The sequence below is a fragment of the Mobilicoccus caccae genome, assembly GCF_030161635.1.
GTDB classification, from domain to species: Bacteria; Actinomycetota; Actinomycetes; order Actinomycetales; family Dermatophilaceae; genus Mobilicoccus; species Mobilicoccus caccae.
Genome location: NZ_BSUO01000001.1, coordinates 3685760 through 3710972 on the forward strand (window position 1 = coordinate 3685760; position 25213 = coordinate 3710972).

Genomic DNA, 25213 nt, shown 5'->3' on the forward strand with positions numbered 1-25213 from the left:
CCTTGTCCGGCCCGCGCCGGGGGCGCCTCAGCGCCCGAAGGAGTCTGTCTCGTCCTCGAACTCGACGACGCGGCGCGACGGGACGCGCGTGGGGCCATCACCACGGGGCTGCTCGACCCGCTGCGTCTCGGAGGGCGCGTCGGTCTCGTAGGGCTCGCCGACGTCCTCCGCCGGGTAGCGGCGGCTGCGCACCGACACCGGCTCGACCGTGCGGCTGATGGTGCGCACCATGTAGAGCCAGGTGAGCGCGAAGCCCAGGAGGAAGGACAGGACGAGCAGCCAGCCGATCATCGCCGCACCTCCGCTGCCGTCGACCCGGGACCTGCGGGATCCTGCGTGACGTCCTCGTCGTCGCGCTCGGCGTGCCGGCGCCGCAGGTCGGCCACGGCGAGATCGATGGCCTCGCGCGGATGCTGCGCGGGCACGAACTGCCGGGCGAGCAGCCAGGCGACGAGCATCCCGGCGGCGAAGGCCATGACGTACCAGAACCAGGTCGTCGCGAGCGCGATGAAGTCCATGTCGGTCCTTGTCCTCAGGAGGCGTTGATCTCGACGCGCCTGTTGGCGGCCTGGCCCTGCGGGGTGGAGTCGTCGGCGACGGGGCGGCTCGAGCCGTACCCCTCGGCGGTGAGGAGGCGATCGGGGACGCCGGCCTCGAGAAGGACGTCGCGGACGGCGTGGGCCCGGCGGGTGGACAGCTCGGTGTTGGCCGCGGCCGCTCCGGTGCCGTCGGTGTGACCGGCCACCTCGATCTTCGTGAACGGGCATCCGGCCAGCTTGGCGCCGATGCCGAGCAGGACCTGGCGCGAGGCATCGCTGACCGTGGATCCGCCGACGTCGAACTGGACCGGCCGCGACGAGAGTTCGGTGGCCACGTCGGTGCGCACCTTCTCGCACTCCGGGCTCAGCGGTCCGGCCTGGGCGGCAGCGGCTCCGGGCAACCGGAGCTGATCGATCAGGCGCATCCCCGGATAGGACTGACCGGCGGCGAACACCGTGCTCGTGCCGGCGGCCTGGTCGGAGGCCTGACCGCTGAGGCGCACGGTGGCGCGGTCGACCACGACGCCGAGGTCGGTGATGCCGCGACCCGCCGCGAGGATCGTGCCGATGCCGGTGACCGGCGGGGCGTCGGCGCTCGAGACCACCTCGACCTCGTCGACCACCCGGAGCTCACCGGAGGCGGCGCGCACACCGTCGAGCAACGCCTTCTTGCCGGCCTCGTCGGGCACCCGCGCGGTGACGGTGCGGCGCTGCTCGGCCGTGACGACCTGGATGGGATCTCCCACCACGGCCTGCGGGGAGGGCGAGGCGGCCTGACCTGCGACGGCCTCGTCCGCGCGGTCGCGCGTGGGGGTGCCGCCGCCCCAGTAGAGCCCGGCGAGCGCGAGCACCAGCGGGATGAACAGCGCGGCGAGGACGAGCCACCCACCCGGACGACGCCGGTAGCGCCCGGTCACGGTGACCGGACCGTCGGGGTTCGCACGCTCGGAGACCGGGCGCTGCGAGCGGGGCAGGCGTGGGACGAACCGCTTCACCTCGGGCGCTCCTCTCAGTGGCCTCTCGTGTGAAATCACCCTATGCGCTCGCACCGACAGTCCTCGGATGGCGAGGCCGCACGTCCGTCACGGTCTCGTCACGTGACCGGATCGGGGAGCCGGAGTCCGCGTCTTCGCAGGTCAGCACACGAGTGACCGGGAAGCGAAGACTACCGCCAGGTAAGGGTTCCCTCCGGACGTGACCTGGATCACGATGGAAAGATGTTCACGCTCGAAGACATCGACATGGCCGAAGACCTGGAGTTCATCCGCCAGAACGGCGCGAGGTTCCTCCCGGACGACATCCAGCCCGACGGCGACGTACCCGGCGACGGCGAGACCGACCCCGCCGCCGACGCGATCGCGCACCCGTACGACTACCTCATCGTCCGCTGAGGCGGAGAGGCCGATCCCGACCCATTGCTTACGAAACTTTTCAAAAGTATCGTAAGCACCATGTCCCGGCCTCTGCTCTCGGCCCGCCCCCTCCTCGACACCGACGCCGACGCCGCACTGTTCGTGCCGCTCGGCTCCTCCCTCGTCGACCTCGTCGCCGCCTGCGACCGGGGCTATTCCACGCTCATCCACGGCCCTCGCGGATCCGGCCGCACCACCCTCCTGCGCGCGCTGCAGCGGCACCGGCGTCAGAACGCGAGCGGCGTCACCGCCTACGTCCAGGCGTCCGCGGTCACCGGCCCCCTCGACGCGCTGCACGCCTGCCGGGCCGCGCTCCTCGACGCACTCGACACACAGGACGCACTCGACGAGCCCACCGAGACCCAGCCCTCCACCGCACGGGGGGTCGCCGACGAACTCGCGCTCCTCGCCGGCCTGCTCGCCTCCGGCCGCACGACCTTCCTGGTGGACAACCTCGACCCCCACATCGCGCATCGCCTGTTCGGCACCGGGCGCGACGACCTCTGGGAGCTCGACGCCTCGTTCGTCGTCACCGTGGCCGACGACGACCTGCCCATCGTGCTCGCGCCCCCGCCGACGCCTTCTTCGAGGTGCGCATCGGCCTGCCGCGCCCGACCCGCACCGAGTCCGAGGAGATCCTCCGGCGCCGCCTCGGCCGCGACGTGGATCTCGAGGGAGTCGAGGCCACACCTCGCGCCCTGGTGGAAGCGGCCCGCACCGACCCCGACGACCCGGCGTCGGCCGCCTCCGCCCGCCGCCGGCGCCTCGACGCCGCAGCCCGTCTGGGCACCCCCGCCCTCGGGGTCGCGCAAGCCCTGGAGGAGTTCGGCACGGTCAGCCCGTCGGATGCCAAGGTCCGAGATCGACTGGGACTCACCGCCGCCCGTGTATCGCAAATACTCGTACAGATGTACGATGATGGCCTGGTCACCTACGACGACGTCCGAGACGGGGGCCGGGACGACCCAAGCGCCGATATCGATGGGTTGTCGGTGGTCTCGACGACACTCGGATCGCAGGCAGCTCGCAGGGACCCGCCGAGGGGGATCTCGGGGATCCCACGGGGAGTCGAGAAGCGCCGTGAGGCATCGGACATCGTGAGGAGGGGGACGACATGAGCTTTTCGCAGTTGCGCAGACTCGACCAGGGGCGCGCCTTCAATCCGGCGCCGCATCTGCACGAGCTCGCGTCCGTCTTCGTGCCCTTCGACAGCCTCACCGGTGAGCGCACGGTCGAGCACGCCGCCCGCACGGCGCTGGTCCACCGACGCCGGGTCGCGCTCATGGGGGCGACGGGGTCGGGCAAGTCCTCGGTCATCGGGCACGTCTTGGCCGAAGCGGGCGAGGCCCTGCTCGGGCTGCGGGTGCCGGTGTCCATCGAGGAGCCCGAGGTGGCCGTCGAGCCCGAGGCCTTCCTCGCCCACCTGCTGCGCCACCTGCGCGAAGAGGTGGTCAAGTCCCGGCCCGAGAGCAAGCGGGCGATCAACCGGTCGGTGCCGCGCGGGCAGCGCGAGACGACGCGTACCTACTCGGCCGAGGCGGGGCTGGCGGGCATCAAGGCCGGCCTGTCGTACGCGGTCAAGCAGGCCCTGGAGGAGCAGAGCGCCACCAACACGCGCGCGGTCGAGGCCGTGGGCGAGCTGCTGGCCATCATCGACGACCACGGCGTCGTGCCCGTCATCGTGCTCGACGACACCGACAAGTGGGTACCCAGCGCTCTGGCCCCGCAGAACGCCCGGCTGCGGGGGCAGTTCTTCACGCGCATCCTGCGGGTCCTCGCCGAGGAGATCGACGCGACGGTGCTGCTCGCCGTGCACCCGGCGTACGTCGATGACGAGGCGTTCCAGGCCTCCCGAGGCTTCATCGAACGCGTCATCGAGCTGCCGACGCTGCCCGACGTCGCCGCCGCCCGCCGCCTGGTCGCCCGCCGCGTGGCCACGGGGTTGGAGGTGCCGGAGCAGGGCCTGGAGCTCGGCGCCGTCCTCGCCCCCGACGCCCTCGAGCTGCTGTTCGAGTACTACGCGCCCTCGACGAACATCCGGCAGGGGTTGCTCGTGCCGCTCAACGGGGCCCTCACCCAGGCACTCGACGCCGACGCCGAGGTCATCGACGTCGCCCACGTGCGTGCCGAACTCGCCGACCTCGACGGAGCCGCCTGGCTGCGCACCTGATCGGGCGGAGGGTCAGCGGGCCTGGGCGAGGACGGCGTCGGCGAGCAGGGCCACGGCGACGTCGTCGAGCGGATCGGGGCTCGCCGTGTGCTCCCGCAGCAGGTCGCGGGCCAGTCCGAGGCGGTAGCGCACGGTGTTGTCGTGGACGAAGCACGCCCGGGCCGTCGCCGGGATGCTCCGGCCGCTCGCCAGATACGCACGGACGGTGGCCGACAACGCCCCTGACCGGCGCGCGTCGTCCCGCTCGCGCAGCGGGCCGAGCACCGAGTTCGCCATCGCCGCCAGCTCGGGGTCGTCCCGCATCGCCAGGACGACGCGGAGCATGCCGAGCTCGGGGAAGCGCGCCACGGCCCGGCCCAGGACGTGGGCACCGGTCGCGGCCGACCACGCCTCGTCGATCGCCCGCCCGGCGAGAGCGAGCGGCAGCGCCGGCGTACTCACCCCGACCCGCGCCGAGGGCACGGCGGCGCGCACCGCGTCGACCACGTGCTGCACCTCGGGATGCCCGTCGGCCCCCTCGGCCCCCTCCCCCGCGTCGACGAGGATGAGCACCCCGTCCGGCATCCCGATGTACGTGGCGTGACGCCGTTCCCGCCGGCCGCTCGGATGCCCGGCCAGGGCGCGCGCCTCGCGTCCGGACACGTAGACGGCGCTGACGGCGGCGCGGAGTCCCGGGGCCAACTCGCGCAGCGCCTGCATCCGCACCGCGGCGGGCTGTCCGGGATCGCGCACCACGGCCACGCGCTGGGTGTCGAGGGCCGACTGGCGGTCGAGCAGCACGAGCTCCATGACCTCGGCGATCACGGCGGCGTAGGGCACGTGACGGTCGAGCATGAGCACCGGCAACCCCGCCGCCTCGCACAGACGCACCGCAGCGACCGGCAGCCTCGGGACGAACTCGTCGATGACGACGACGGCCGCCGCCTCCGTGCGGACGAAGTCCTCCATGTACGCCGCGATGTCCTCCGGCTGCGAGCGCACCGCGTACAGGCTCGTGAGGTAGAGGTCGCCCGCGGCGGACAGCACGTCGTCCTCCGGGGAGGTGGAGGCGTCCACGGCCGAGACGCGACGGACCTCCCGCCCGAGACCGCTTCGCCCGCAGAGGAGTTCGGCCCCCGCCAGGGACGGCACCTCGAGGACGTCGCGGACGTGCACCGGCATGAACGACCGCCTCCTTGTGAGATCGACAAATCCGTGGCTTCGGTGTTGGGAGTATGACACTGACCGGTGGAGTGTGAGCTGGTTCACTTTCGGCATGACCGAGAAACGGCGCTCGTTCGTCGAGCAGCGGGCCCTCACCGCCGTCCCCGCAGGTGAACGGCAGCACTGGCTCGCCGTGGCGGCGATCCAGGCGGGCTACATGGTGTCGGTAACGAGCCTGTGGACGGGTGCGCTCATCGTCACCTCGATGACCCTCACCGACACGATCGTCGCCGGCACCATCGGCTACCTCATCGTCGTGGGGTTGTCCGTCCTCATGGGGATGCAGGGCAGCGACCTGGGCGTCCCCACCATCGAGGCGTCGACCTCCGCCTTCGGCGAGAAGGGCGCGCAGTGGCTGATCTCCGCCCTGCTCATCGCCTCGCTCATCGGGTGGTTCGCCATCAACGCGGGCCTCGTGGGCGCGGCGTTCTCGGGGCTGCTCTCCGAATCGTTCGGGGTCGACGTGCCCGTCATCGTCTCGACCATCGGCTGGGGCCTGATCATGCTGGCCACAGCGGTCGTCGGCTTCGGCGGACTCAAGATCCTCAACGCGATCGGCGTGCCGATCATGATCGTCGTCTGCGCGATCGGCGTCTGGGTCGGCATCCGCGACCAGGGCCTGGCCGCCCTGCAGGAGGTGCAGCCCGACGGCAAGATGACGATGGTCGCCGCGATCGGTGTCGTCGTCGGCGGGTACGCCGTGGGTGCGCTCACGGCCGCCGACGTGACCCGCTATCAGCGCACGCGCGTCGACGTCGCCAAGGCGGTGACGCTGGGGATCCGCCCGCCGGGGTCGCCCTGCTGTGGGCCGGAGCCGTGCTGTCTGTCGTCGCCGGCAGTGAGGATCTCGCAGCGATCTTCGTCGGCGCGGGGATGCCGCTGCTGGGCATCGTCGGCGTCATCCTGTCGACCTGGGCGGCCAACGCCGGCAACGCGTACTCCGCGGGCATCGACGTCGTGAAGCTCGGCGGTCTGCGCGACGAGCGGCGGGCCGTCGCGACCGCCGTGTGCGGCGGCGTCGGCATCGTGCTCGCCTGCCTCGGCATCGTCTCGCACTTCGAGAGCGTCATGGTCTACCTCGGTATCGCGATCACGCCCCTGTGCGGCGTGTTGATCGCGGACTACTGGTGGGTGCGCCGGGCTCGCCCGGAGCAGTGGCGTCCGGTGCCGGGCTGGAGCGTTCCGGGCCTGGTCGCAGCGGGTGTCGGCGCCGCGGTGGCGCTCCTCGTCGAGCGGGTCAGCGCGACCGGGCTCGCGCCGTGGGCGGCGGCGTGGCTCATCCCGAGCGTCGTCGGCGTCGTCGTCGCCGCCGTGCTCTATGAGACTGCTGAACAATGGCGCGCCTCCCGAGGTCCTCGGGCTGACCTGAAATTCTGAGGTCATGCAGGGTGAGGCCGATCGGCAGCGTGAGCTGCTGGATGTTGAGTCAGTGGCTGGTCATCTGCTCGAGCCGGGCAGCGTGTTCGCGTTGTTGGCCGAGCATCGGGACCGGTTGTTCCCGAGCGAGTTGTTCGCCGACCTGTTCCCGACCGGCCGCGGTCGGCCCTCGATCCCGGGCGAGGTGATTGCCTCGGTCATCGTGCTCCAAGCGCTCTACGGCCATTCGGACCGCGAAGCCGTCGACGCCTTGACCTTCGACCTGCGGTGGAAGGCCGCGTGCGGGTACGCGATCGACAAGCCGGGTTTCGACCCGTCGACGCTGACCTACTGGCGTCGCCGGCTGGCCGCGAGCAACCGGCCGCAGCGGATCTTCGAGGTGGTCCGCGAGGTGATCACCGAAACCGGGGCGGTGGCAGGGAAGCAGCGTCGGGCGCTGGATTCCACGATCCTCGACGACGCGGTCGCCCGGCAGGACACCGTGACGCAGCTGATCGCGCAGATCCGCCGCGTGGGTCGTGAGGTTCCTGGCGCCAAGGGCCTGATCACCGAGCACTGCACCCGCCTGGTTGTGTTGACCGGACAGGACTACCACTTGACCGGGAAGCCGCCGATCGCGTGGGACGACCCGGCTGCTCGTGAAGGGCTGGTGTCCGCGCTGGTCGGCGACGCACTCGCCCTGCTCGCTGTGCTGGATGTCGAGGCCATCACCAAGACGGGCGGGAAGCCGGCTGATGCGGTCGCGCTGCTGGCGCTGGTCGCGGGCCAGGACGTGGAGCCGACCGAGGACTCCGATGGCACCGACGGCCGGTGGCGCATCGCCCGGAAGACGGCGCCGGATCGGGTGATCTCGACCGTCGACCCCGACACCCGACACGCCCACAAGACCCGGAAACGACGCCAGGACGGGTTCAAGGCCCACGTCGTGGTGGAGCCCGATACCGGGTTGACCACCGTGTGTGCGTTGACCAAGACCAACGGCCCGGCCAACTCCGATGCCACCGTTGGTGCCGAACTGTGAATCGCCCCGGGTCTGATGGAGGCTCTCAATCCTGGGAAGGATGATGAGAGTCATGGCAGCACCGAGGAAGTACAGCGTCGAGCTCCAGCAGCGAGCCACGCGGATGGCGATGGACGCAAGGAAGGACCCGGAGTCGGCGCGTGGGGCGATCAAGCGGGTCGCTGACCAGCTCGGGGTTCACCCCGAAGCGCTGAGAAACTGGGTACGTCAGGCCGAGATCGACGGCGGTGTGCGGCCCGGCACGACCACCGACGATGCGACCAGGCTGGCCGAGCTTGAGCGCGAGGTCCGCGAGCTGCGCCGGGCGAACGAGATCCTGAAGACGAGCGCAGCTTTTTCGCAGCTGCGGAGCTCGACCGCAAGATCAAGTAGAGGTGCCCACCGCGGTGCTGGTCGACTACATCGACCAGCACCGCGACCGGTTCGGGGTCGAGCCGATCTGCGCCGTCCTGAAGGACGCCGGCGTCCAGATCGCCCCGAGCACCTACTACGCCGCCAAGACCAGGCCACCGTCCGCACGCGCGGTCCGCGATGCCGAGTTGGTCGTCGACATCAAGACCGCTCACAAGGCGAACCTGGGTGTCTACGGCGTTCGGAAGATCCACGCCGAGCTCAACCGCGAGGGCGTCAAGGTCGCCCGCTGCACCGTGGAGCGGTTGATGCGAGCCGAGGGCCTGCGCGGGATCCCGCGCGAGAAGACCCGCAAAACCACCATCGGCGACGGCGCTGAGACCGAGCGTCCCGAGGACAAGGTCAACCGGAAGTTCGTGGCCACGGCGCCAAACCAACTGTGGGTGGCCGATCTGACCTACGTCCGCACGAACGCGGGCTGGACCTACGTCGCGTTCGTCCTTGACGTCTTCAGCAGGATGATCGTGGGTTGGCAGGTGTCGACCAGTCTGCGGACCGACCTGGCGTTGGATGCTCTCGACATGGGCCTGTGGGCCCGGCAGCGAGCCGGCCAGGACGTCACCGGCCTGATCCACCACAGCGACCGCGGAGTCCAGTATCGAGCGATTCGCTACACCGAGCGACTGGCTGAGGCCGAGGCTGTCGCATCCGTCGGATCCAAGGGGGACAGCTACGACAACGCCATGGCCGAGGCGCTGAACTCGTTGTTCAAGGCCGAATGCATCCGCAACCCGGTGATGCGGCCCAAGGGCGGCTGGAAGTCGGTCGTCGACGTGGAGATCGCCGTCGCCGAGTACGTCGACTGGTTCAACCACCGGCGCCTTCACGGCGAGATCGGGCTCGTCCCGCCCGCCGAGTGTGAGGCCGACCACTGGGCATCACAACCCGCGAAGCATTACCATCAGAACCCGGTCCTCACCGAGGTCGGATCCAACTAACCGAGCCTCCACGAAACCCGGGGCGATTCACTGGTCACTGCCGACTCGACCCTGGCAACCGACCAGCAGGTCGAGGTGCTCGGGGACTCGGCCTACGCCACCGGCGACATGCTCCACACCCTGGACGGCAAGAAGTGGCTACCGCTGCTCAAACCGTGGCCGCTGCGCCCCACGGTCGAAGGCGGATTCACCCTCGATGACTTCCGCTACGACGCGGACGCCCTGACCTGCCCGGCGGGCATCACCAGGAAGCGGTCCGCGAAGGGTACCGTCACCTTCGGTGCCGCCTGTCGCGGCTGCCCGCTACGACAGCGATGCACCACTTCGGCAAGCGGGCGCACGGTGTTGATCGGCGAACACCACCAACTGCAACGCGAACACCGCAAACGAGCCGCCGATGACGGCTTCCAGGCCCACTATCGGCAGCACCGACCGATGGTCGAACGCTCGATCGCCTGGCTCACCCGCGGCGCCCGACGCGTCCCATACCGAGGCGTCGAGAAGAACAACAACTGGCTCCACCACCGCGTCGCCGCCCTCAACCTGCGTCGACTCCTCGCCATGGGTCTCACGATGATCGACGGAGCCTGGGCCCTGGCCTGACGGGGCCCTCGCGGGCTCAATCCGCCCCTTGCACGCGGCTGCAGAGCCGCGCAGGATGGCCCACGGCGGGCGGAACGACCCCGTTGTCGCACCCAGAGTGCTGACTCAAACTCTCCGCTCGACGGCCTTGGCGGCGATCCGCCCGCCACCCACGCCGCCAGATGACCGGTTGTTCAGCAGTCTCCTATCCGCCGCTGAACGCGGCCGTGGGCCGGCGCGAGGCCGACGAGCACGTCGGGGTGTCCGCCGGATGATGCGCACGCTGACGCCGGTGGAGATCGACGACATCCTCGTCGGGTGCGCGATCCGGGGTACCGGGGGTGGTGGGTCGTTGGCCGGTGCTCGGGAGACGATGCGGCGCGACCTCGCGGCGGGCCGGGTCATGCGGCTCGTGGACCTCGAGGACCTCGACGACGACGTCTGGACCGCCAGCCCGTACGTCGCCGGCGCGTTGCCTCCCGACGGCGACCTCCTGCCTCTGGCGCCCGGCGTCGCCCCCGAGGCGCTCGGCGCCCTGCGCGCGCTCGAGGATCACCTCGGCGAACCGATCGGTGCGGTCGTCGCCACCGAACTCGGCGCCGAGAACACCGCCGACGCGATGTCCGCCGCGGCTGCGTTGGGTGTTCCGCTGCTCGACGCCGATCCGGCCGGTCGCGCGGTGCCCGAGTTGTCGCACAGCACGTTCAACCTGGCCGGCGTACCCATCACCCCCTGGCGCTGTCGACGCGCCACGGCGACACGGCGATCATCACGCACGTCGCCTCCGAGCAGCGGGCCGAACTCATGGTGCGCGCGCTCGCCGCCGCCAGCGGCCACTCGGTCGGGGTCGCCGACCACCCTGTGCGCGCCGGCACCCTGGACGGCGTGCTCATCCCCGGCACGATCAGTGCCGCCGGGCGACTCGGCCGGATCCGCCGGGAGGCCCACGAGACCGGAGCTACGGGCGTCGAGATCGCCGAGGCGATCGCAGCGGCGGACGGAGGACGCGTCGCCTTCCGCGGCGTCGTCACCTCCTACTCCTGCGGCGTCGTCGACGGCTTCACCCGCGGCGGCCTGGAGCTGCGGGACGCCTCGGGCGCCCGGTACGCGATCGACATCCAGAACGAGTTCATCCTCGCCCGCCTCGACGGCGAGGTCGAGGCCTGCGTCCCCGACCTCATCACCGTGATCGACGAGGCCGGCGACCCCGTGCTCAACCCCGACATCCGCATCGGCAGCACCCTCACCGTCCTGGTGCTGCCCGCCCCCGAACCCTGGCGCTCCGAGGCGGGCCTGGCGGTCTTCGGCCCCCGCGCCTTCGGCTACGACGTCGACTGGACCGACACGCAGACCTGAGCCGCCTACAGCGCCAGGGAACAGCAGTCCGCGTCGCCGGCCGGGGCGCCGACGTGGCCGTACTCCGGGTTGGGTTCGCCGAGCTGTACGCGCCCGTCCTCGAAGCCCAGTTCTGCGTGCACGACCGTTCGATCGGATTCTTGACCGCTCACCGATCCGTGCGTGGCGAGTGCCCCGGGTCGGGTCGGGCTGTGTGACGATTCCGCAGCCCTTCCCCTTCGTCCGGAGGTCCCCTGAATGGATGTCCTCGGCCTGTTCGGCATCGTCGCCTCGTTGGCGCTGCTGATCTTCTTCGCCTACCGCGGCATCAACGTGATGCTCCTCGCCCCGATCTGCGCGCTGTTCGCGACCGTGCTCGCCGGCGCCCCGATCCTCGCGACGTACACGCAGGTGTTCATGCCGGCCCTCGGCAAGTTCGCCATCACCTATTTCCCGCTGTTCATGTTGGGTGCCATCTTCGGCAAGCTCATGGACGACTCGGGTGCCGCCCGCCGGATCGCCGAGTCGATCGTCGACAAGGTCGGTGCACACCGCGCGATCCTCGCGATCGTCCTGTCGTGCGCGATCCTCACCTACGGCGGCGTCTCGCTGTTCGTCGTGGCGTTCGCGGTGTTCCCCATCGCCGCAGCGATGTTCCGCGAGGCCGGGGTGCCCAAGCGCCTCATCCCCGCCGCGATCGCGCTCGGGTCGTTCACGTTCACGATGACGGCGCTGCCCGGCACCCCCGCCATCCAGAACGCCATTCCCTCGCCTTACTTCGGCACCGACGCGTTCGCCGCCCCCGGTCTCGGCACGATCGCCGGCGTCATCATGTTCGGCGGCGGCCTCGCCTGGCTGATGTACCGCTCCAAGAGCGCCGGCAAGGCCGGCGAGGGGTATGAGGACGGCCCGCTGATGAACCCGGTGCCCAAGTCCGGGCGCAAGGTGCGCGACACCCTCGCCGCCGGTGAGGCCCACCCGCCCTCGGAGACCCACCACGGCCTCGAGCCCGGCCCCGACCGCGAGCCTGCGCGCGGAGCCACCGCCGTCGTCACCGAGGAGACGAAGAACCCGACGATGCCGACCTGGCTCGCCTACGTGCCCGTCTTCATCGTCATCGTCATCAACTGGGTCATGGTCAACATGGTCTTCCCGGCCATGGACACCAGCTACCTCGCCGACAAGAAGTACGGTGCGGTCGCGCTCGCCGACGTCCGCGGCATCTGGGGGATCATCGTGGCGCTGGTCGTGGCCATCGTCTTCATGCTCGCCGCTCACCTCAAGCGGTACGGCGACACCAAGAAGACCCTCAACGAGGGCACGATGGGCTCGCTCCTGCCGATCTTCAACACCGCCTCCGAGGTGGGGTACGGAGCCGTCATCGCCGCTCTCCCGGCGTTCATGATCGTGCGGGACGGGGTTCTGGGCATCAGCGACAACCCGCTGATCTCCACGTCGGTCGCGGTCAACGTGCTCGCCGGTATCACCGGCTCGGCCTCCGGCGGCATGAGCATCGCGCTGCAGGCCCTCGGCAACGACCTGGCCGCCCAGGCGCAGGCGATGGGCATCGACATGGACCTCATGCACCGCATCACGGCCCTGTCCTCCGGCGGTATGGACGCCCTGCCCCACAACGGCGCGGTCATCACACTGCTGGCCATCACCGGCCTGACCCACCGCCAGTCCTACAAGGACATCGGCATGGTCGCCGTGATCATCCCTGTCCTCTCGATCGTCGCGGTCATCATCCTCGGCACGATGTTCGGGAGCTTCTGAGCCTCACCTCGCAGCGCCCGGGACTCCTGGAGTCCCGGGCGCTGTCGCATGTCAGGGGTCACGCCTCGGGGCGTGGTGGGGTGCTCCAATCCGCCTCGCGAGGTCTTCCTAGCACACTATTGCGCATAGCTGATACTAACGAATACACCGGGATCGAGGGTCATCCCCTGCCTCTCCCCAGGTGCCGAGATCCGTGCGATCAGGGAGTTGTCGGCGCGGCGGCTTACGATGGTCGGATGGGTAGGCCGAGCACGTCGCACTGGGTGAGTCGCCTCCCCGACGAACAACTCGTGCGTGTGGCCGGGGGTCCGACGTTCACCAGAGGCATGGCCCACCACAAGCGTGGGCACGTCGATCGACTCGACTGGCTCGACGACGACGGGCTGCGCGGGCATCTGCGCATCGTCGACCACACCAGCTCCGACATCCGTGAGTTCGAGACGACGGTGCATCCGGACAGCGCCCGCTCGGGCACCCCGACGTGGTCCTCGGCCTGCACCTGCCGTGTCGGAACCAACTGCTCCCACGCGGTCGGCGTGCTGCTCGGCGCGCGAGCCCTGCTGCGCGAGCTTCCCGTCGACCAGAGTCCCGCCCGTGGCGGGACGGGCGACGACGACACCCCCGACTGGGAGCGGCGCCTGGCGGTGTTCACCGTCGACGAACCAGCCACCGTCGACCTCGTCGAGACCGGGGGGAGCAAGGACGTTCTGGCGCTGGAGTTCTCCGCGCGCCCGGGCGCCGCCATCACCATGCGTCCCCGTCGCCGCACCCCGGGCGGCACGTGGAGCGGTCAGGGCGCGCAATGGACCGACCTGCGCGAACCGCACCGACGCATCTCCGAGGCCCAACGGCTTGCCTTCGTCGCCATCGAGCGGGCCAACCCGGCGCGGTTGTCGAAGTTCGACGGCCCGCACGCCACCCTGTCCCTGGAGACGATGGGCCTGGAGGTGTGGTCGCTCCTGCGCCGCCTCGTGGCCACCGGTGTGCCGCTGCTCATGGCCGACGGCCGTGAGGTCCGGCTGTCCGACTCCGAGATCACCGTCTCCATGCATCTCGACACGAGCGAGGACGGCGGCCTCGTCCTGCGGCCCGCGGCGTTCCGCCCCGACGACGAGGGCGAGCAACGCCTCGACGGCATGATCCGTCCGGTGGGCGACCCCGCGCACGGAGTGTCGGTCGCCGGCAGCCACCTGGTCACCCTCGGCCCTCTCACCGGCGAACTCCCGCCCGGCGCAGGGCATCTGCTGCGCGACCCGCGTCCCGTGCGGATCCCCGAGGCCGACACCCTCCGCTTCTTCACCGGACACCTGCCGGCCCTGCGCCGCAGCATGCCGGTGCGCACGTCGGAGTCCGTCAAGATCCCCACCGTCCAACCCCCGCGCCTGCGTCTGACGGCGACCTACAAGGAGGCGCACCACACCTGGCTCGACTGGGCGTGGCTCTACCCCGTGGGCGAGGAGACGAAGGTCGTGCGGCTCGCCGACCACAGCATGCCCGGCTTCCGTCAGCTCGAGTCCGAGCAGGCGGTGATCGACGTCCTCGCCGGCGGACCGCTCGGGGAGCGCCCCGGACTCCTGCCGACGATCGCCGGCCGATCACGGCTGTCCTCGCCGGTCTCCCTGGTGGGGATGGGTGCGGCCACGTTCACCGAGAACTGTCTGCCCTGGTTGGAGGACTGCGACGAGGTCGACGTCGTCATCGTCGGTGAGGTGCCGGAGTACGGTCCGGCGCTCTCGGACCCCGTCATCCACGTCACCCTCGACGAGCGCTCCGAGGAGCGCGACTGGTTCGACCTGGACGTCACCATCACCGTCGACGGCGAGAACGTGCCGGTCTCGGAGGTCATCCGAGGGCTGGTCCGCGGTGACAGCCGGTTGCTGCTCGCCTCCGGCACGCACTTCTCGCTCGACACCCCGGCACTGGATCAACTGCGCGAACTCATCGAGGAGTCACGCAGCCTCGTCGACCGCGAGCGCGGCACACTGCGGGTGTCGCTCTACCACGTGGGCCTGTTCGACCAGCTCGCCGCGCTCGGCGTCGTCGACCGTCAGGCACGCCGGTTCGCCGAGCGTGTCGACGCGCTGCGGGCCGCCCTCACCCCGGACGCGCAGGCCTCGGCCGCCGAGGTCCCGGCGGGACTCGACGCCGAACTGCGGCCCTACCAGGCCGAGGGACTGCGCTGGGCGGCGACGCTGTGGGACGCGAAACTCGGCGGGATCCTCGCCGACGACATGGGTCTGGGCAAGACCGTGCAGGTCATCGCCCTGCTCGAACGCGCCCGTGAACGCGGAGACCTCGACGGTCCGGTGCTGGTCGTCGCCCCCACGAGCGTCGTCGGGGCGTGGGCCGAGCAGCTCGAGCGGTTCGCGCCCGGGTTGCGCGCGGTGATGTTGAGCGAGACCGAGGCCAAGCGCCGTCGCGCCGGCGGCACCCCCTGGACGACGTTGTGCGCGACGCGGACGTCGTCCTCACCTCCTACACCCTCGTGCGGTTGGGTGAGGACACCTACACCGACATCCGGTGGCGGGCGCTCATCCTCGACGAGGCGCAGTTCGTCAAGAACCACCGCGCGAAGACCTACCAGGTGATCCGGCGGATGGAGCGCGACTTCACCCTGGCCATGACGGGAACTCCCCTGGAGAACTCGCTCATGGACCTGTGGTCGCTGCTGTCGCTGACCGCCCCGATGCTCTACCCGACGCCGCAGGACTTCGCCGTCGACTACCGCACTCCCATCGAGATGGACGGCGACCGCGTGCGCCTCGCGGGCCTGCGGCGGTCCATCGCCCCGTTCGTCCTGCGCCGCACCAAGGAGGCCGTGGCCTCCGACCTGCCGCCCAAGCAGGAGCAGACCCTCGTGGTGCCCATGAACCCCGCCCACCGCAGGGTGTACGACCGGCATCTGCAGCGAGAGCGCCAACGGGTCATGGGGTTGCTCGACGATCTCGCCGGCAACCGGGTGGCCGTGTTGTCGGCGTTGACGACGCTGCGGCAGATGGCGCTGTCGCCGGCGTTGCTCGACCCCGCCTACGCGCCGATCGAGCCGAGCAAGGTCGAGGTCCTCGTGGAGCATCTGACGGAGCTCGCCGCCGAGGGTCACCGCGCGTTGGTGTTCAGCCAGTTCACGCGGTACCTGCGTCAGGTGCGTGAGGCGTTGGAGCAGGCCGGGGTCTCGACCGAGTACCTCGACGGGCGCACCCGCGACCGGCAGGAGCGACTCACCCGGTTCCGCGAGGGTGACGCGACGGCGTTCTGCATCTCGCTCAAGGCGGGCGGCTTCGGCATCACCCTCACCGAGGCCGACTACGTGTACGTCCTCGACCCGTGGTGGAACCCCGCCGCGGAGGCCCAGGCCGTCGACCGCACCCACCGCATCGGGCAGGACAAACCCGTCATGGTCTACCGGCTGGTGGCGGCGGACTCCATCGAGGAGAAGGTCCGCGACCTGCAACAGCGCAAGCGCGACCTCTTCGCGAGGGTCGTCGACGAGGGTGAGATGTTCGGCTCGGCCCTCAGCGTCGACGACCTCCGGGCCCTGCTCGCCTGAGCCGCTCGCCGGACCGAAGGCCTTGTCCTGGACGGCCGTTCACCTGCGGCGATACCCCCGCGAACGGAACTTCTCGGGTCCGGCGCGCGTTGGAACCGGTGAGCGTCGGCACGCGCCGGCGCCCGGCCAGGGACTGAGAGTCCGCGGCCGTCCACACCATGAGGACGACCGCGGCGGCACCGTCGCCGTGGTCGTCCGTCGAAGGAGGACGACTGATGACCGTGACCGAGTACACCGACCAGGTGGACGCCCCCACACCGGAGACCCTCAAGGAGTTGTGCGGCCGATCCGCCCCCTGGGTGTCGATCTACCTGCCGACCCGCCGCGACAACAGCGACCCACACGCCGACGCGCTCCGACTGCGGGGGCTGATCGACGAGGCCGCCGCAAAGCTGTCGGAGCTCGACACCATCGCCCCCTCCGACGAGGAGAGGCTCCTGGCGCCCCTGCGCGCCCTCGTCGACGACCGGCTGTTCTGGGGTGAGCAGGCCGACGGTCTCGCGCTCCTCGCCGGGCTCGACGGACACCACGTCTTCCGCGTCCCGCTCTCCCCGCAGGCGCAGGTGCACGTCGGCGCCCTGCCGCATCTCGCGCCGCTGGTGCCGGTCGCGTTCGGCGACGAGGAGTTCGTGCTGCTCGCGATGAGCCAGAAGGCGGTGCGCCTGTTCTCCGGGCGACGCGACTCGATCCACGAGCTGGAGCTGGGGCCGGTGCCCGACTCCCTCGAGGGGATGGAGCGGCAGCACGCCCGGGAGCAGGAGCTGCAGCATCAGCACGAGCCGCGGCCCGGTGCCGGTGGTGGCGTGGCCGCGTTCCACGGGCACGGAGGCAGCGAGGTGTCCGAGGTGATGGTCGACAAGTTCGTCCACGAGGTCGCCACCACGCTGCGCAGCCGGATCGGGGCGTCGACGAGAACGCCGGTGGTCCTCGCGGCCGTCTCGGAGTACCTGCCCAAACTGCAGGCGACCAACGCGCTCCCGACGCTCGTCGACGACGTCGTGGCAGGCAACCCCGACGCCGCCTCCGCCGCTGACCTGCTCGAACGCGCCTGGCCGGTGGTCGCGGATGCCGTCGCCGCACCCGCCGCCCGCTACACCGAGGAGGTCGCCGAGCGCCGGGGTGCCGGGACGGCCGTCACCGACCCCGCGGAGATCGCCCGCATGGGCGCAGAGGGCCGCATCGCGACCCTGCTGCTGCGTGAGGGTGCCCAGCTCGACGACCACGAGATCGCCCGACTCGACGAGGCCGTGTGCGCGGCGCTTGCGACCTCGGCCGAGCTGCACACCGTCCACGAGCTGCCCGAGGACGCCCCCTACGCGGCACTGCTGCGCTGGTGACACGTGCGGTGGGGACGATCATCGCCGGTCGTCCCCACCGGCAGCGTCGCGCCTGCGCAGTGACGACTCAGCCCTTGAGGGACGCGGCCTTGCGCCAGCTCAACGAACCGGACGTGTGGAGCACCGCGCGGGAGTACAGGCGCGCGCCGAGCCAGATCGTCAGGGCGCAGAAGGCGAGGACGAGCAGCAGCGCGACGATCGGCTCCCACACCTCGTAGTCGCCGGCGACGATGCGCATCGGCATGACGATCGTCGAGGCCACGGGCACGAACGACATGACCTGCTGCACCGTGCCCGAGGAGTTGATGCCGACGATGAAGATCGCGACGAGGGCCATGGTGAGGGGCATCGTCGTCGACTGCAGGTCCTCGTTGCGCGAGGCCAGCGCCCCCGCCGCTGCCCAGATGCACGCCAGTGCGAGGAACCCGAGCACGAAGAACGGGATGTACCAGAGGATCGCCTCGGTGAGCCCCGACAGGTCGAGCGGGACCTCGGTGAAACTCAACCCGAACAGGGCCACCGCGGCGATGAGCACGATCTGCCCGAACGCCATCACGGTGTTGCCGAGCACCTTGCCGAGCAGCAACGCCCGGGTGGGGATCATCGCGGCGAGGATCTCCACGATGCGCGACTGCTTCTCCTCCACGACGCTCTGGGCGATCTGCATCCCGAACATGATCGCGGCCATGTAGAACAGCGCCCCGAAGGCGATCCCGACGAAGAGGTCCATGAGCCCGCCGAGCACCGGGTCGGCCGCGGAGTCGCCGGCCAGGTCCACCTGCGTGAGCGTGGCTCCGGCCGTGAGCTTCTCGACGGTCGTGCCCGCCTCCGCGGCGTTGCGTTCCAACGTCGCCGCTTCCACGGAGCGGCCGATCGACGTGGACAGCTGCAGGGGCGGCGACCCGTCGGCGAGCAACTCCCACCGACCACCGGAGTCCACCAGCGCAGCGGTCGCCCCGCCCTGACGCACCGCGTCCTCGGCGGCGGCCCGGTCGCCCACGGCCACCGCCTGGATGCCGGAGTCGGCGTCCTCCCCGCCGAACGGATCACCCGTCTGCTCGAGAAGCGCGTCCGACCGTTCGACGAGGCCGCGTGCCTCGTCGTCGACCACGGCGACGGTGCACGTCGTGCCCGAAGGGCCCATGCCGCCGAACGCCATCGGCAGGAAGATCACGGCGAGCAGCAGCACGAGGGTCAGCGCCGTGCCGATGAGGAAGTTGCGATCCCGCAGCTTGACGAGGATCTCGCGCTGCGCGACCAGGGTCCACGTGGATCTCATGACTCCGTCACCTCCCGGTAGATCTCCGACAGCGAGGGGCGCAGGCGGGCGAACTCCTTGACGCCGCCACGCTCGGCGGCCTCCACGAGGAGGCGTTCGGCCGCGTGTTCGTCGACGGGCGCGAGGATCATCCCCTCGCCGTCGCGCCCGAGGACTTCGATCCCCGGCCGCTGCGCCACCCAGGCCGTCTCGCCGGACGTGACGAGCCGATAGCGCAACGGCGTGTTCGCCCGCAGGTCCTCCGACGTGCCCTGCGCGACGACCCGCCCCCGGTGCAGGACGACGATCGAGTCGCACAGCCGGTCGACGAGATCGAGCTGGTGAGAACTGAACAGGACCGGCACCCCGGCGTGTGTGCTCGCGCAGCAGCTCGCTCATCTGGTCGGTCGCCGCCGGGTCGAGCCCGCTGAACGGCTCGTCGAGCACGAGCATCATGGGGTCGCCGAGCACGGACGCGATGATCTGCCCGCGCTGCTGGTTACCCAGCGAGAGGGTCTCGACCTTGTCCTTCGTGCGTTCCCCGAGCCCGAAGCGGCGCAGGAGCTCGGTCGCGCGATGCTCGGCGTCGGCCTTCGTCAGCCCGCGCAGCCGCCCGAGGTACACGAGCTGGCCGAGGATCGGCTGCTTGGGGTAGAGGCCGCGCTCCTCGGGCATGTAGCCGAACCGGGCGCGTTCGGCGTGGGTCACCGGCCGCCCCTGCCAGCGCACCTCACCGGCCGTGGGCGCGAGGACGCCCATGATCATCTGCATCGTCGTCGTCTTGCCCGCACCGTTGCCGCCGACGAAGCCCACCATCCGGCCGTCCTGCACGGTGAAACTCACGTCGTCGACGGCCAGGTACTCACCGAACCTGCGTGTCAGGCCCCTGAGCTCGAGCATCGCATCCCCCGATCGTCGTCCATCCGTTCACTGTCGCAGAAGACGCCGAGACCGCCGGCTATAGCCGGCGGTCTCGGCGCGCTTCGGCGTGGGGTTCGAGTTCGGGAGTCGGGGGTGCGCGCTCACAGGGCGGTGAGTCCGCGCACGAGAGTCACCGCGCCCCCGGTGCCGGCGAGGACGAGCGCGAGGGTGCGGGCGTGGTCGGTCGAGACACGCGTGACGAGCAGGCCACCGAGGCGTGCCCCCGCGAGGACCGTGAGGACGACGACGATCGGGAACCACCACGGCGGGGTCGTCGGTGCCGCGCCCAGCGCGGTCTTGGTGACGACGGACAGCGCGCCCATCGTCATGAAGATCGGTTGCAACGTCGCCGCGAACGAGCGGTGCTCCCACCGGGAGAGCCGGGAGTAGATCACCATCGCCGGTGCGGCGACCCCGGCCGTCGTGTTGAACAGGCCGCCGATCACGCCGGCCAGTGCCATGGGTCCCCGACCGCGCACCTCGGGCAACCGCGGGAGCGTCACCGTCACCAGCACGCCGGTGAGGACGACCGCGCCGAGGACGACCTGCAGCCAGGAGGGCGACAACTCACGCACGACGAAGGCTCCGAGGATGGCTCCCGGAACCGCCGCCAGGCAGATCGCCCCCGCCCGACGCCAGTCGATGTCGCGACGGACGGCGAGCATGATGAGGAACCCGGAGACCGTCGTCGTGGCGTTGGTGACGAGCACGCCCTGCGCGGAGCCCAGCAGGAGGGCGAGGATCGGTGCGCACACCAACCCCACCCCCGTGCCGGACACCCGCTGCAGGACGGTCCCGACGAGGATGGCGACCGCAGCCAACCCCCAGATCGCCATGTGGCCGCCGCCGATCGAGTCGGGTCAGGTCAGTGGTCGTGGCCGTGGTCGTCGGCCTTGGTCGGGTGCACGGTGCCGTGCTCGTGCTCCGGCGGCGCGTAGAGCGAGTAGACCTTGAGCGGCTCGTCGCCGATGTTCGTGATGTTGTGCCACGAGCCGGCGGGCACGAGCACGACGAAGTCGTCCTCGACCTCGCGCTCGAAGGACAGGTCGTCCTCCGCGGGTCCCATCTGCACCTTGCCGCGGCCGGCCTCGATGCGCAGGAACTGGTCGTGGTCGTCGTGCACCTCGAGGCCGATGTCGTCACCGGGAGCGATGGCCATGACCGTGAGCTGCATGTTGGGCCCGGTCCAGAGCGTGGTGCGGTAGTTGGTGTTGGCGAGGGTGGCCTCCTCGATGTCGATGACGAACGGGTGGGGGCCGTGGTCGGTCAGCTCGACGGACATGCGCTCTCCTTCAGCTCGGACGGGGTGCGATCGACGATCGCCTCGGTTCCACGCTACGAGGCGCAGCGGCCCACCGGGTGCACCGGGGGTGAGACGGCCTCGATCACGCCGATCGACAGCGTCGAACACAGACTGGAGTCTTGATACGTGGGATCGATCGTCCCGGACGTCAGGACAGGACGACGAGAAGGTCTCCTCCTTCCACCTGACCCTGCGCGCCGATGGCGAGCCGCTCGACGGTGCCCGAGGTCGGCGCGCTGATCGTGGCCTCCATCTTCATGGCCTCGATGGTGGCCACGGGGTCGCCCTGGTTCAGGGTGTCGCCGACCTCGACCTTGAGGGTGACGACCCCGCCGAAGGGAGCAGCCACATGACCGGCGACGCTCGGGTCGGCCTTCTCGGCGGCCTTGACCGTCGACTGCACCGACTCGTCGCGCACCTCGACCTGGCGTGTCTGCCCGTTGAGCGTGCACATGACGGTGCGCATGCCGTGCTGGTCGGGCTCACCGATGGACAGCACCCCGAGCAGCAGGACCTTGCCGGGCTCGATCTCGACCCGGTGCTCGACGCCGACCTGCAGACCGTGGAGGAACTCCACCGTGCCGAGCACGGAGAGGTCGGAGTACTTCTCGAACGCCTCCTCGAACTCCTTGGTCGGGCCGGGGAACAGCAACCGGTTGAGGGTGTCGGTCGGCCGCTCCGCCAGCGCCTGCTCGTCCTCGGCCGACAGCTCCTCCTCCCGCGGCGGCGGCAACGCCCGACCCTGAAGGGCCTTGGTGCGGAACGGCTCCGGCCATCCACCGGGCGGGTCGCCGAGGTCGCCGTTGAGAAACCCGATGACCGAGTCCGGGATGTCGTAGTTCTGCGGGTCGGCCTCGAACTTGGCCGGATCGACGTCGGCGCCCACGAGGGCGAGCGCGAGGTCGCCGACGACCTTGGAGCTCGGGGTCACCTTGACGATGTTGCCGAGCATGTCGTTGGCGGCGGCGTACATGTCCTCGATGCGCTCGAAGCGGTCCCCCAGGCCGAGTGAGATGGCCTGCTGGCGCAGGTTGGACAACTGCCCGCCCGGAATCTCGTGTCGGTAGACGCGTCCCGTCGGCCCGGGCAGTCCCGATTCGAACGGCTGGTACATCTGCCGGGTCGTCTCCCAGAACGGCTCGAGTCCGGCAACGGCCTCGAACGACAACCCGGGGTCGCGTTCGGTGCCCGCCAGGGCCGCCACCAGCGCCGACATCGACGGCTGGCTTGTCGTGCCCGCCATCGTGGCCGTGGCGGCGTCGACGGCGTCCACTCCCGCGTCGATCGCGGCGAGCAGCGTGCCGATCTGCCCGCCGGCGGTGTCGTGGGTGTGCAGGTGCACCGGCTGGTCGAACCGCTCACGCAGCGCGGTCACCAGTTTCGCCGCGGCGGCCGGCCGCAGCAGACCGGCCATGTCCTTGATGCCGATGACGTGGGCGCCGGCCTCGACGATCTCCTCCGCCAGGTGCAGGTAGTAGTCGAGGGTGTAGAGCTTCTCGCCGGGGCTGAGCATGTTGCCCGTGTAGCAGAGCGCGCCCTCGGCGATCGCCGTCCCGGTGGCCCGCACGGCGTCGATGGCCGGCCGCATCTGCTCGACGGAGTTCAGCGCGTCGAAGATGCGGAACACGTCGACGCCGGTCTTGGCGGCCTGCTCGACGAACACGTCGGTGACCTTGGTGGGGTAGGGCGTGTATCCGACGGTGTTGCGACCGCGCAGCAGCATCTGGATGGGCAGGTTGGGCATCGCCTCGTGCAACTGGGCCAGGCGGTCCCACGGGTCCTCCCACAGGAACCGGAGCGCCACGTCGTATGTCGCACCGCCCCAGGCCTCCACCGAGAGCAGTTCGGGGGTGAGTCGCGCGACGTGGGGTGCGGCCCAGAGCAGGTCGCGGGTGCGGACGCGGGTGGCGAGCAGGCTCTGGTGCGCGTCGCGGAACGTGGTGTCGGTGACGCCGACCGCCGTGCGCGCGCGCAGGTCGGCCGCGAATCCCTCGGGGCCCAGGTCGCGCAGACACTGCAGCGCGCCGTCCGGGGGTGGCGACTGCAGATCCACCGCGGGGAGCTTGTGCCGGGGGTGCACGCTCACGCGGTGCTCGCCGTAGGGCTTGTTGACGGTGACGTGCGCGACGTAGGACAGGATCTTCGAGCCGCGGTCGGCCGACGGTCGCGGGTGGAGCAGGTGCGGGCGGTCGTCGATGAACGAGGTCGTGACGTTGCCGGCTACGAAGTCGGGGTCGCTCAGCACACCCTGCAGGAATCCGATGTTCGTGTTGACGCCACGGATGCGGTACTCCGCGAGCGCCCGTCGCGCCCGCGTGACCGCCATCGACAGGTCGCGGCCGCGGCAGGTGAGCTTGACGAGCATCGAGTCGAAGTGCGCGCCGATGACCGCTCCGTCGAACACGGTGCCGCCGTCGAGCCGGATGCCGGCGCCGCCCGGCGCGCGGTAGACCGTGATCTTGCCGGTGTCGGGACGGAACTCGTTGGTGGGGTCCTCGGTGGTGATGCGGCACTGCAGCGCCACCCCGCGGATACGGATGTCCTCCTGCGCCAACCCCAGGTCGGCGAGGGATTCACCTGCGGCGATGCGCAGTTGGGAGGAGACGAGGTCGACGTCGGTGACCTCCTCGGTGACCGTGTGCTCCACCTGGATGCGCGGGTTCATCTCGATGAAGACGTAGCGGCCGGTGGTGGGGTCGAGCAGAAACTCGACGGTGCCCGCGTTGACGTAGCCGATCTCGCGCGCGAACGCGACGGCGTCGGCGCAGATGCGCTCCCGCAGTTCGGGATCGAGGTTGGGCGCGGGGGCGAGCTCGACGACCTTCTGGTGACGCCGTTGCACCGAGCAGTCACGCTCGAACAGGTGGATGACCTGGCCGTGGGCGTCGGCGAGGATCTGCACCTCGATGTGCCGGGGTGAAACGACCGCCTCCTCCAGGTACATGCGGGCGTCGCCGAACGCCGACTCCGCCTCGCGCATCGCGGCCTCGAGGGCCTCGCGCAGACCGGCCTCGTCGTCGACGCGCCGCATGCCACGACCGCCGCCGCCGCTGACGGCCTTGACGAACAGCGGGAAGCCCACCTGTTCGGCCTGGCCCAGCAGCGTCTCCACGTCGTCGCTCGCCTCGGTGGAGTTCAGCGTCGGCAACCCCGCGGACTTGGCGGCCTCGATCGCCCGCGCCTTGTTGCCCGTCAGGTGCAGCACCTCCGCCGGTGGGCCGACGAACGTCAGCCCGGCCTCGGCGCACAAGGTGGCGAGTTCGGGGTTCTCCGAGAGGAATCCGTACCCGGGGTAGACGGCGTCGACCCCGGCCGACACCGCGGCCTCGACGATGCCCTGGGGGTCGAGGTACGCCCGGACCGGGTGGCCCTCCTCGCCGATCCGGTAGGCCTCGTCGGCCTTGAACCGGTACTCGCTGTTGCGGTCCTCGTACGGAAAGACGGCGACGGTCTTGACGCCGAGCTCGGTAGCGGCGCGGAACGCCCGGACGGCGATCTCACCCCGGTTGGCGACGAGGATCTTGCTGAACATGGGCCGGACTCCTTCGCTGGCAGGGCGACACGCGGTTCAGGCACCGTAGCGGGAGTCCCGCTGCGGTGCGGTCCGCGTTCCTCTCTGTGTTCACCCCGCGGGCGGGGCGGTCGGCGAGGCGCGGCTCAGGAGGTGCGGCCGGTACTGCCTCCGGCCACCTCATACCCCCACAGTTCGGCGCTGAGCCCGACGGGCTTGGGCGACCCACCGTGGCCCTCGCCGTGCCCCTCACCGTGGGCCTGGCCGTGTCCCTCGCCGTGCCCGTGCGGAGCCTGACCGGCGGCCTGCTCACCCTCGCCGCCGGGGCGTCCCTGACCGTGCCCGTGGGCGAAGTCGCGCGAGGTCAGCCACGCCTGGAACGACTCCTCGTCGGCCCAGCGCGTGACGACGAGCCACACGTGACGCCCCTCGTCGGTGGGCTTGAGCAGCTCGAATCCCTCGAATCCGGGCTGGTCGTCGACGGCGCCCGCGCGGGCGGCGAAGCGGTGGGCGAGTTCGTCGCCGGAGTCGGCCGGAACGGTGATGGCGTTGATCTTGATGACGGTCATGGC

General features: G+C 70.6%; 22 protein-coding genes, 3 pseudogenes and 1 other annotated feature. Of the genes and pseudogenes, 14 read left to right on the forward strand and 11 right to left on the reverse strand.

The genetic code is table 11. The annotated features are described in order from the left end of the window. Positions 1–27 precede the first annotated feature (27 nt). Genes arfC through arfA form a run of 3 tightly spaced genes read right to left on the reverse strand, consistent with a single transcriptional unit; the run spans position 28 to position 1534 of the window. The gene (gene arfC / locus QQK49_RS18030) at positions 28–291 is read right to left on the reverse strand and encodes a channel accessory protein ArfC (RefSeq protein ID WP_284305180.1); all 264 of its coding nucleotides are present in this window, start codon (positions 289–291) and stop codon (positions 28–30) included. Further along, positions 288–518: a hypothetical protein gene (locus QQK49_RS18035; protein WP_284305181.1), complete on the reverse strand. Its 231-nt coding sequence runs from the start codon at positions 516–518 to the stop codon at positions 288–290. Before QQK49_RS18035 ends, arfC begins: the two co-directional genes overlap by 4 nt. A gap of 14 nt (positions 519–532) precedes the next feature. Beyond that, on the reverse strand, positions 533–1534 hold the full coding sequence (arfA, locus tag QQK49_RS18040) for a channel-forming protein ArfA/OmpATb (RefSeq protein ID WP_284305182.1): 1002 nt from the start codon (positions 1532–1534) through the stop codon (positions 533–535). 222 nt (positions 1535–1756) lie between these two features. On the opposite strand from arfA, the gene QQK49_RS18045 reads away from it, so the two are divergent. The 3 genes from QQK49_RS18045 to QQK49_RS18055 are packed head-to-tail and all read left to right on the forward strand — an operon-like array spanning position 1757 to position 4121. Next, positions 1757–1930, forward strand: coding sequence for a hypothetical protein (locus tag QQK49_RS18045; RefSeq protein WP_284305183.1), 174 nt, complete (start codon positions 1757–1759; stop codon positions 1928–1930). Positions 1931–1990: 60 nt separating this feature from the next. After that, positions 1991–3052 (forward strand): P-loop NTPase family protein, encoded by a 1062-nt coding sequence (locus tag QQK49_RS18050; protein ID WP_284305184.1) that lies wholly within the window; start codon positions 1991–1993, stop codon positions 3050–3052. A gap of 13 nt (positions 3053–3065) precedes the next feature. Beyond that, on the forward strand, positions 3066–4121 hold the full coding sequence (locus tag QQK49_RS18055; RefSeq protein ID WP_284305185.1) for a hypothetical protein: 1056 nt from the start codon (positions 3066–3068) through the stop codon (positions 4119–4121). A gap of 12 nt (positions 4122–4133) precedes the next feature. Here the strand turns inward: QQK49_RS18055 and QQK49_RS18060 are convergent, their stop codons facing one another. Continuing rightward, the gene (locus tag QQK49_RS18060) at positions 4134–5282 is read right to left on the reverse strand and encodes a PucR family transcriptional regulator (protein ID WP_284305186.1); all 1149 of its coding nucleotides are present in this window, start codon (positions 5280–5282) and stop codon (positions 4134–4136) included. Positions 5283–5376: 94 nt separating this feature from the next. Here QQK49_RS18060 and QQK49_RS18065 point away from each other — a divergent pair, with 94 nt between their 5' ends. From QQK49_RS18065 to QQK49_RS18110, 11 genes and pseudogenes are all read left to right on the forward strand, one after another. After that, positions 5377–6285 carry a cytosine permease gene (locus tag QQK49_RS18065; RefSeq protein ID WP_284305187.1) on the forward strand — a complete coding sequence of 303 codons (909 nt, stop codon included), beginning with the start codon at positions 5377–5379 and terminating at the stop codon, positions 6283–6285. Continuing rightward, complete coding sequence (locus QQK49_RS18070) at positions 6198–6701, forward strand: cytosine permease (RefSeq protein ID WP_284305189.1); 504 nt, start codon at positions 6198–6200, stop codon at positions 6699–6701. Before QQK49_RS18065 ends, QQK49_RS18070 begins: the two co-directional genes overlap by 88 nt. Positions 6702–6705: 4 nt before the next feature. Further along, a pseudogene (locus tag QQK49_RS18075) lies at positions 6706–7719 on the forward strand (transposase); the annotation flags it as partial. Positions 7720–7774: 55 nt separating this feature from the next. Further along, positions 7775–9071 (forward strand): IS3 family transposase gene (locus QQK49_RS18080; RefSeq protein WP_431310540.1). Its coding sequence is split into 2 segments (ribosomal slippage): positions 7775–8065 and positions 8067–9071, totalling 1296 coding nucleotides; the frame shifts between segments, so codons are not numbered across the junction. Next, positions 8053–8201: a sequence feature (AL1L pseudoknot), on the forward strand. Its footprint overlaps the gene before it by 149 nt. Positions 9072–9146: 75 nt before the next feature. Next, the gene (locus QQK49_RS18085; protein WP_348536228.1) at positions 9147–9674 is read left to right on the forward strand and encodes a transposase; all 528 of its coding nucleotides are present in this window, start codon (positions 9147–9149) and stop codon (positions 9672–9674) included. A 253-nt stretch (positions 9675–9927) separates the two neighbouring features. Then, positions 9928–10329, forward strand: a pseudogene (locus tag QQK49_RS23395) (S-methyl thiohydantoin desulfurase domain-containing protein); the annotation flags it as partial. A gap of 92 nt (positions 10330–10421) precedes the next feature. Then, a complete protein-coding gene (locus QQK49_RS22945) occupies positions 10422–11009 on the forward strand; it encodes a DUF917 domain-containing protein (RefSeq protein WP_348536269.1) in 588 nt (195 codons plus the stop codon). Positions 11010–11246: 237 nt separating this feature from the next. Beyond that, entirely contained in the window at positions 11247–12764 is a 1518-nt protein-coding gene (locus QQK49_RS18095; protein WP_284305191.1) for a GntP family permease, read from the forward strand. 236 nt (positions 12765–13000) lie between these two features. Beyond that, positions 13001–15352: a DEAD/DEAH box helicase gene (locus QQK49_RS18100; RefSeq protein WP_284305192.1), complete on the forward strand. Its 2352-nt coding sequence runs from the start codon at positions 13001–13003 to the stop codon at positions 15350–15352. Then, positions 15256–16311 (forward strand): DEAD/DEAH box helicase, encoded by a 1056-nt coding sequence (locus QQK49_RS18105; protein WP_284305193.1) that lies wholly within the window; start codon positions 15256–15258, stop codon positions 16309–16311. The genes QQK49_RS18100 and QQK49_RS18105 overlap by 97 nt, the downstream gene beginning before the upstream one ends. Before the next feature lie 215 nt (positions 16312–16526). After that, complete coding sequence (locus tag QQK49_RS18110; RefSeq protein ID WP_284305194.1) at positions 16527–17648, forward strand: baeRF3 domain-containing protein; 1122 nt, start codon at positions 16527–16529, stop codon at positions 17646–17648. Positions 17649–17715: 67 nt separating this feature from the next. Here the strand turns inward: QQK49_RS18110 and QQK49_RS18115 are convergent, their stop codons facing one another. The 7 genes and pseudogenes from QQK49_RS18115 to QQK49_RS18140 all read right to left on the reverse strand — a co-directional run bounded on the left by QQK49_RS18115 (position 17716) and on the right by QQK49_RS18140 (position 25210). After that, entirely contained in the window at positions 17716–18927 is a 1212-nt protein-coding gene (locus QQK49_RS18115) for an ABC transporter permease (protein WP_284305195.1), read from the reverse strand. After that, on the reverse strand, positions 18924–19271 hold the full coding sequence (locus QQK49_RS22950; protein WP_348536270.1) for an ATP-binding protein DrrA1-3 family domain-containing protein: 348 nt from the start codon (positions 19269–19271) through the stop codon (positions 18924–18926). The genes QQK49_RS18115 and QQK49_RS22950 overlap by 4 nt, the downstream gene beginning before the upstream one ends. Before the next feature lie 124 nt (positions 19272–19395). After that, positions 19396–19806, reverse strand: a pseudogene (locus QQK49_RS22955) (ABC transporter ATP-binding protein); the annotation flags it as partial. Between the two features lie 122 nt (positions 19807–19928). Beyond that, positions 19929–20663, reverse strand: a complete 735-nt coding sequence (locus QQK49_RS18125; RefSeq protein WP_284305196.1) for a sulfite exporter TauE/SafE family protein — start codon at positions 20661–20663, stop codon at positions 19929–19931. Positions 20664–20692: 29 nt separating this feature from the next. Further along, on the reverse strand, positions 20693–21109 hold the full coding sequence (locus QQK49_RS18130; RefSeq protein WP_284305197.1) for a cupin domain-containing protein: 417 nt from the start codon (positions 21107–21109) through the stop codon (positions 20693–20695). Between the two features lie 169 nt (positions 21110–21278). Next, positions 21279–24662 carry a pyruvate carboxylase gene (locus QQK49_RS18135; protein ID WP_284305198.1) on the reverse strand — a complete coding sequence of 1128 codons (3384 nt, stop codon included), beginning with the start codon at positions 24660–24662 and terminating at the stop codon, positions 21279–21281. 125 nt (positions 24663–24787) lie between these two features. Further along, entirely contained in the window at positions 24788–25210 is a 423-nt protein-coding gene (locus tag QQK49_RS18140; protein WP_284305199.1) for an antibiotic biosynthesis monooxygenase family protein, read from the reverse strand. Positions 25211–25213: the final 3 nt, after the last annotated feature.

What these genes read in the sequence shown, in the direction of transcription:
- QQK49_RS18130 (WP_284305197.1), bottom strand. Translation starts at nt 21,109, where the DNA reads ATGTCCGTCGAGCTGACCGACCACGGCCCCCACCCGTTCGTCATCGAC.
- QQK49_RS18035 (WP_284305181.1), bottom strand. Translation starts at nt 518, where the DNA reads ATGGACTTCATCGCGCTCGCGACGACCTGGTTCTGGTACGTCATGGCC.
- QQK49_RS18095 (WP_284305191.1), top strand. Translation starts at nt 11,247, where the DNA reads ATGGATGTCCTCGGCCTGTTCGGCATCGTCGCCTCGTTGGCGCTGCTG.
- QQK49_RS18055 (WP_284305185.1), top strand. Translation starts at nt 3,066, where the DNA reads ATGAGCTTTTCGCAGTTGCGCAGACTCGACCAGGGGCGCGCCTTCAAT.
- QQK49_RS18060 (WP_284305186.1), bottom strand. Translation starts at nt 5,282, where the DNA reads ATGCCGGTGCACGTCCGCGACGTCCTCGAGGTGCCGTCCCTGGCGGGG.
- QQK49_RS18050 (WP_284305184.1), top strand. Translation starts at nt 1,991, where the DNA reads ATGTCCCGGCCTCTGCTCTCGGCCCGCCCCCTCCTCGACACCGACGCC.
- QQK49_RS18065 (WP_284305187.1), top strand. Translation starts at nt 5,377, where the DNA reads ATGACCGAGAAACGGCGCTCGTTCGTCGAGCAGCGGGCCCTCACCGCC.
- arfC (WP_284305180.1), bottom strand. Translation starts at nt 291, where the DNA reads ATGATCGGCTGGCTGCTCGTCCTGTCCTTCCTCCTGGGCTTCGCGCTC.
- QQK49_RS18070 (WP_284305189.1), top strand. Translation starts at nt 6,198, where the DNA reads ATGCCGCTGCTGGGCATCGTCGGCGTCATCCTGTCGACCTGGGCGGCC.
- QQK49_RS18140 (WP_284305199.1), bottom strand. Translation starts at nt 25,210, where the DNA reads ATGACCGTCATCAAGATCAACGCCATCACCGTTCCGGCCGACTCCGGC.
- QQK49_RS18045 (WP_284305183.1), top strand. Translation starts at nt 1,757, where the DNA reads ATGTTCACGCTCGAAGACATCGACATGGCCGAAGACCTGGAGTTCATC.
- QQK49_RS18135 (WP_284305198.1), bottom strand. Translation starts at nt 24,662, where the DNA reads ATGTTCAGCAAGATCCTCGTCGCCAACCGGGGTGAGATCGCCGTCCGG.
- QQK49_RS18125 (WP_284305196.1), bottom strand. Translation starts at nt 20,663, where the DNA reads ATGGCGATCTGGGGGTTGGCTGCGGTCGCCATCCTCGTCGGGACCGTC.
- QQK49_RS18100 (WP_284305192.1), top strand. Translation starts at nt 13,001, where the DNA reads ATGGGTAGGCCGAGCACGTCGCACTGGGTGAGTCGCCTCCCCGACGAA.
- QQK49_RS18110 (WP_284305194.1), top strand. Translation starts at nt 16,527, where the DNA reads ATGACCGTGACCGAGTACACCGACCAGGTGGACGCCCCCACACCGGAG.
- QQK49_RS18115 (WP_284305195.1), bottom strand. Translation starts at nt 18,927, where the DNA reads ATGAGATCCACGTGGACCCTGGTCGCGCAGCGCGAGATCCTCGTCAAG.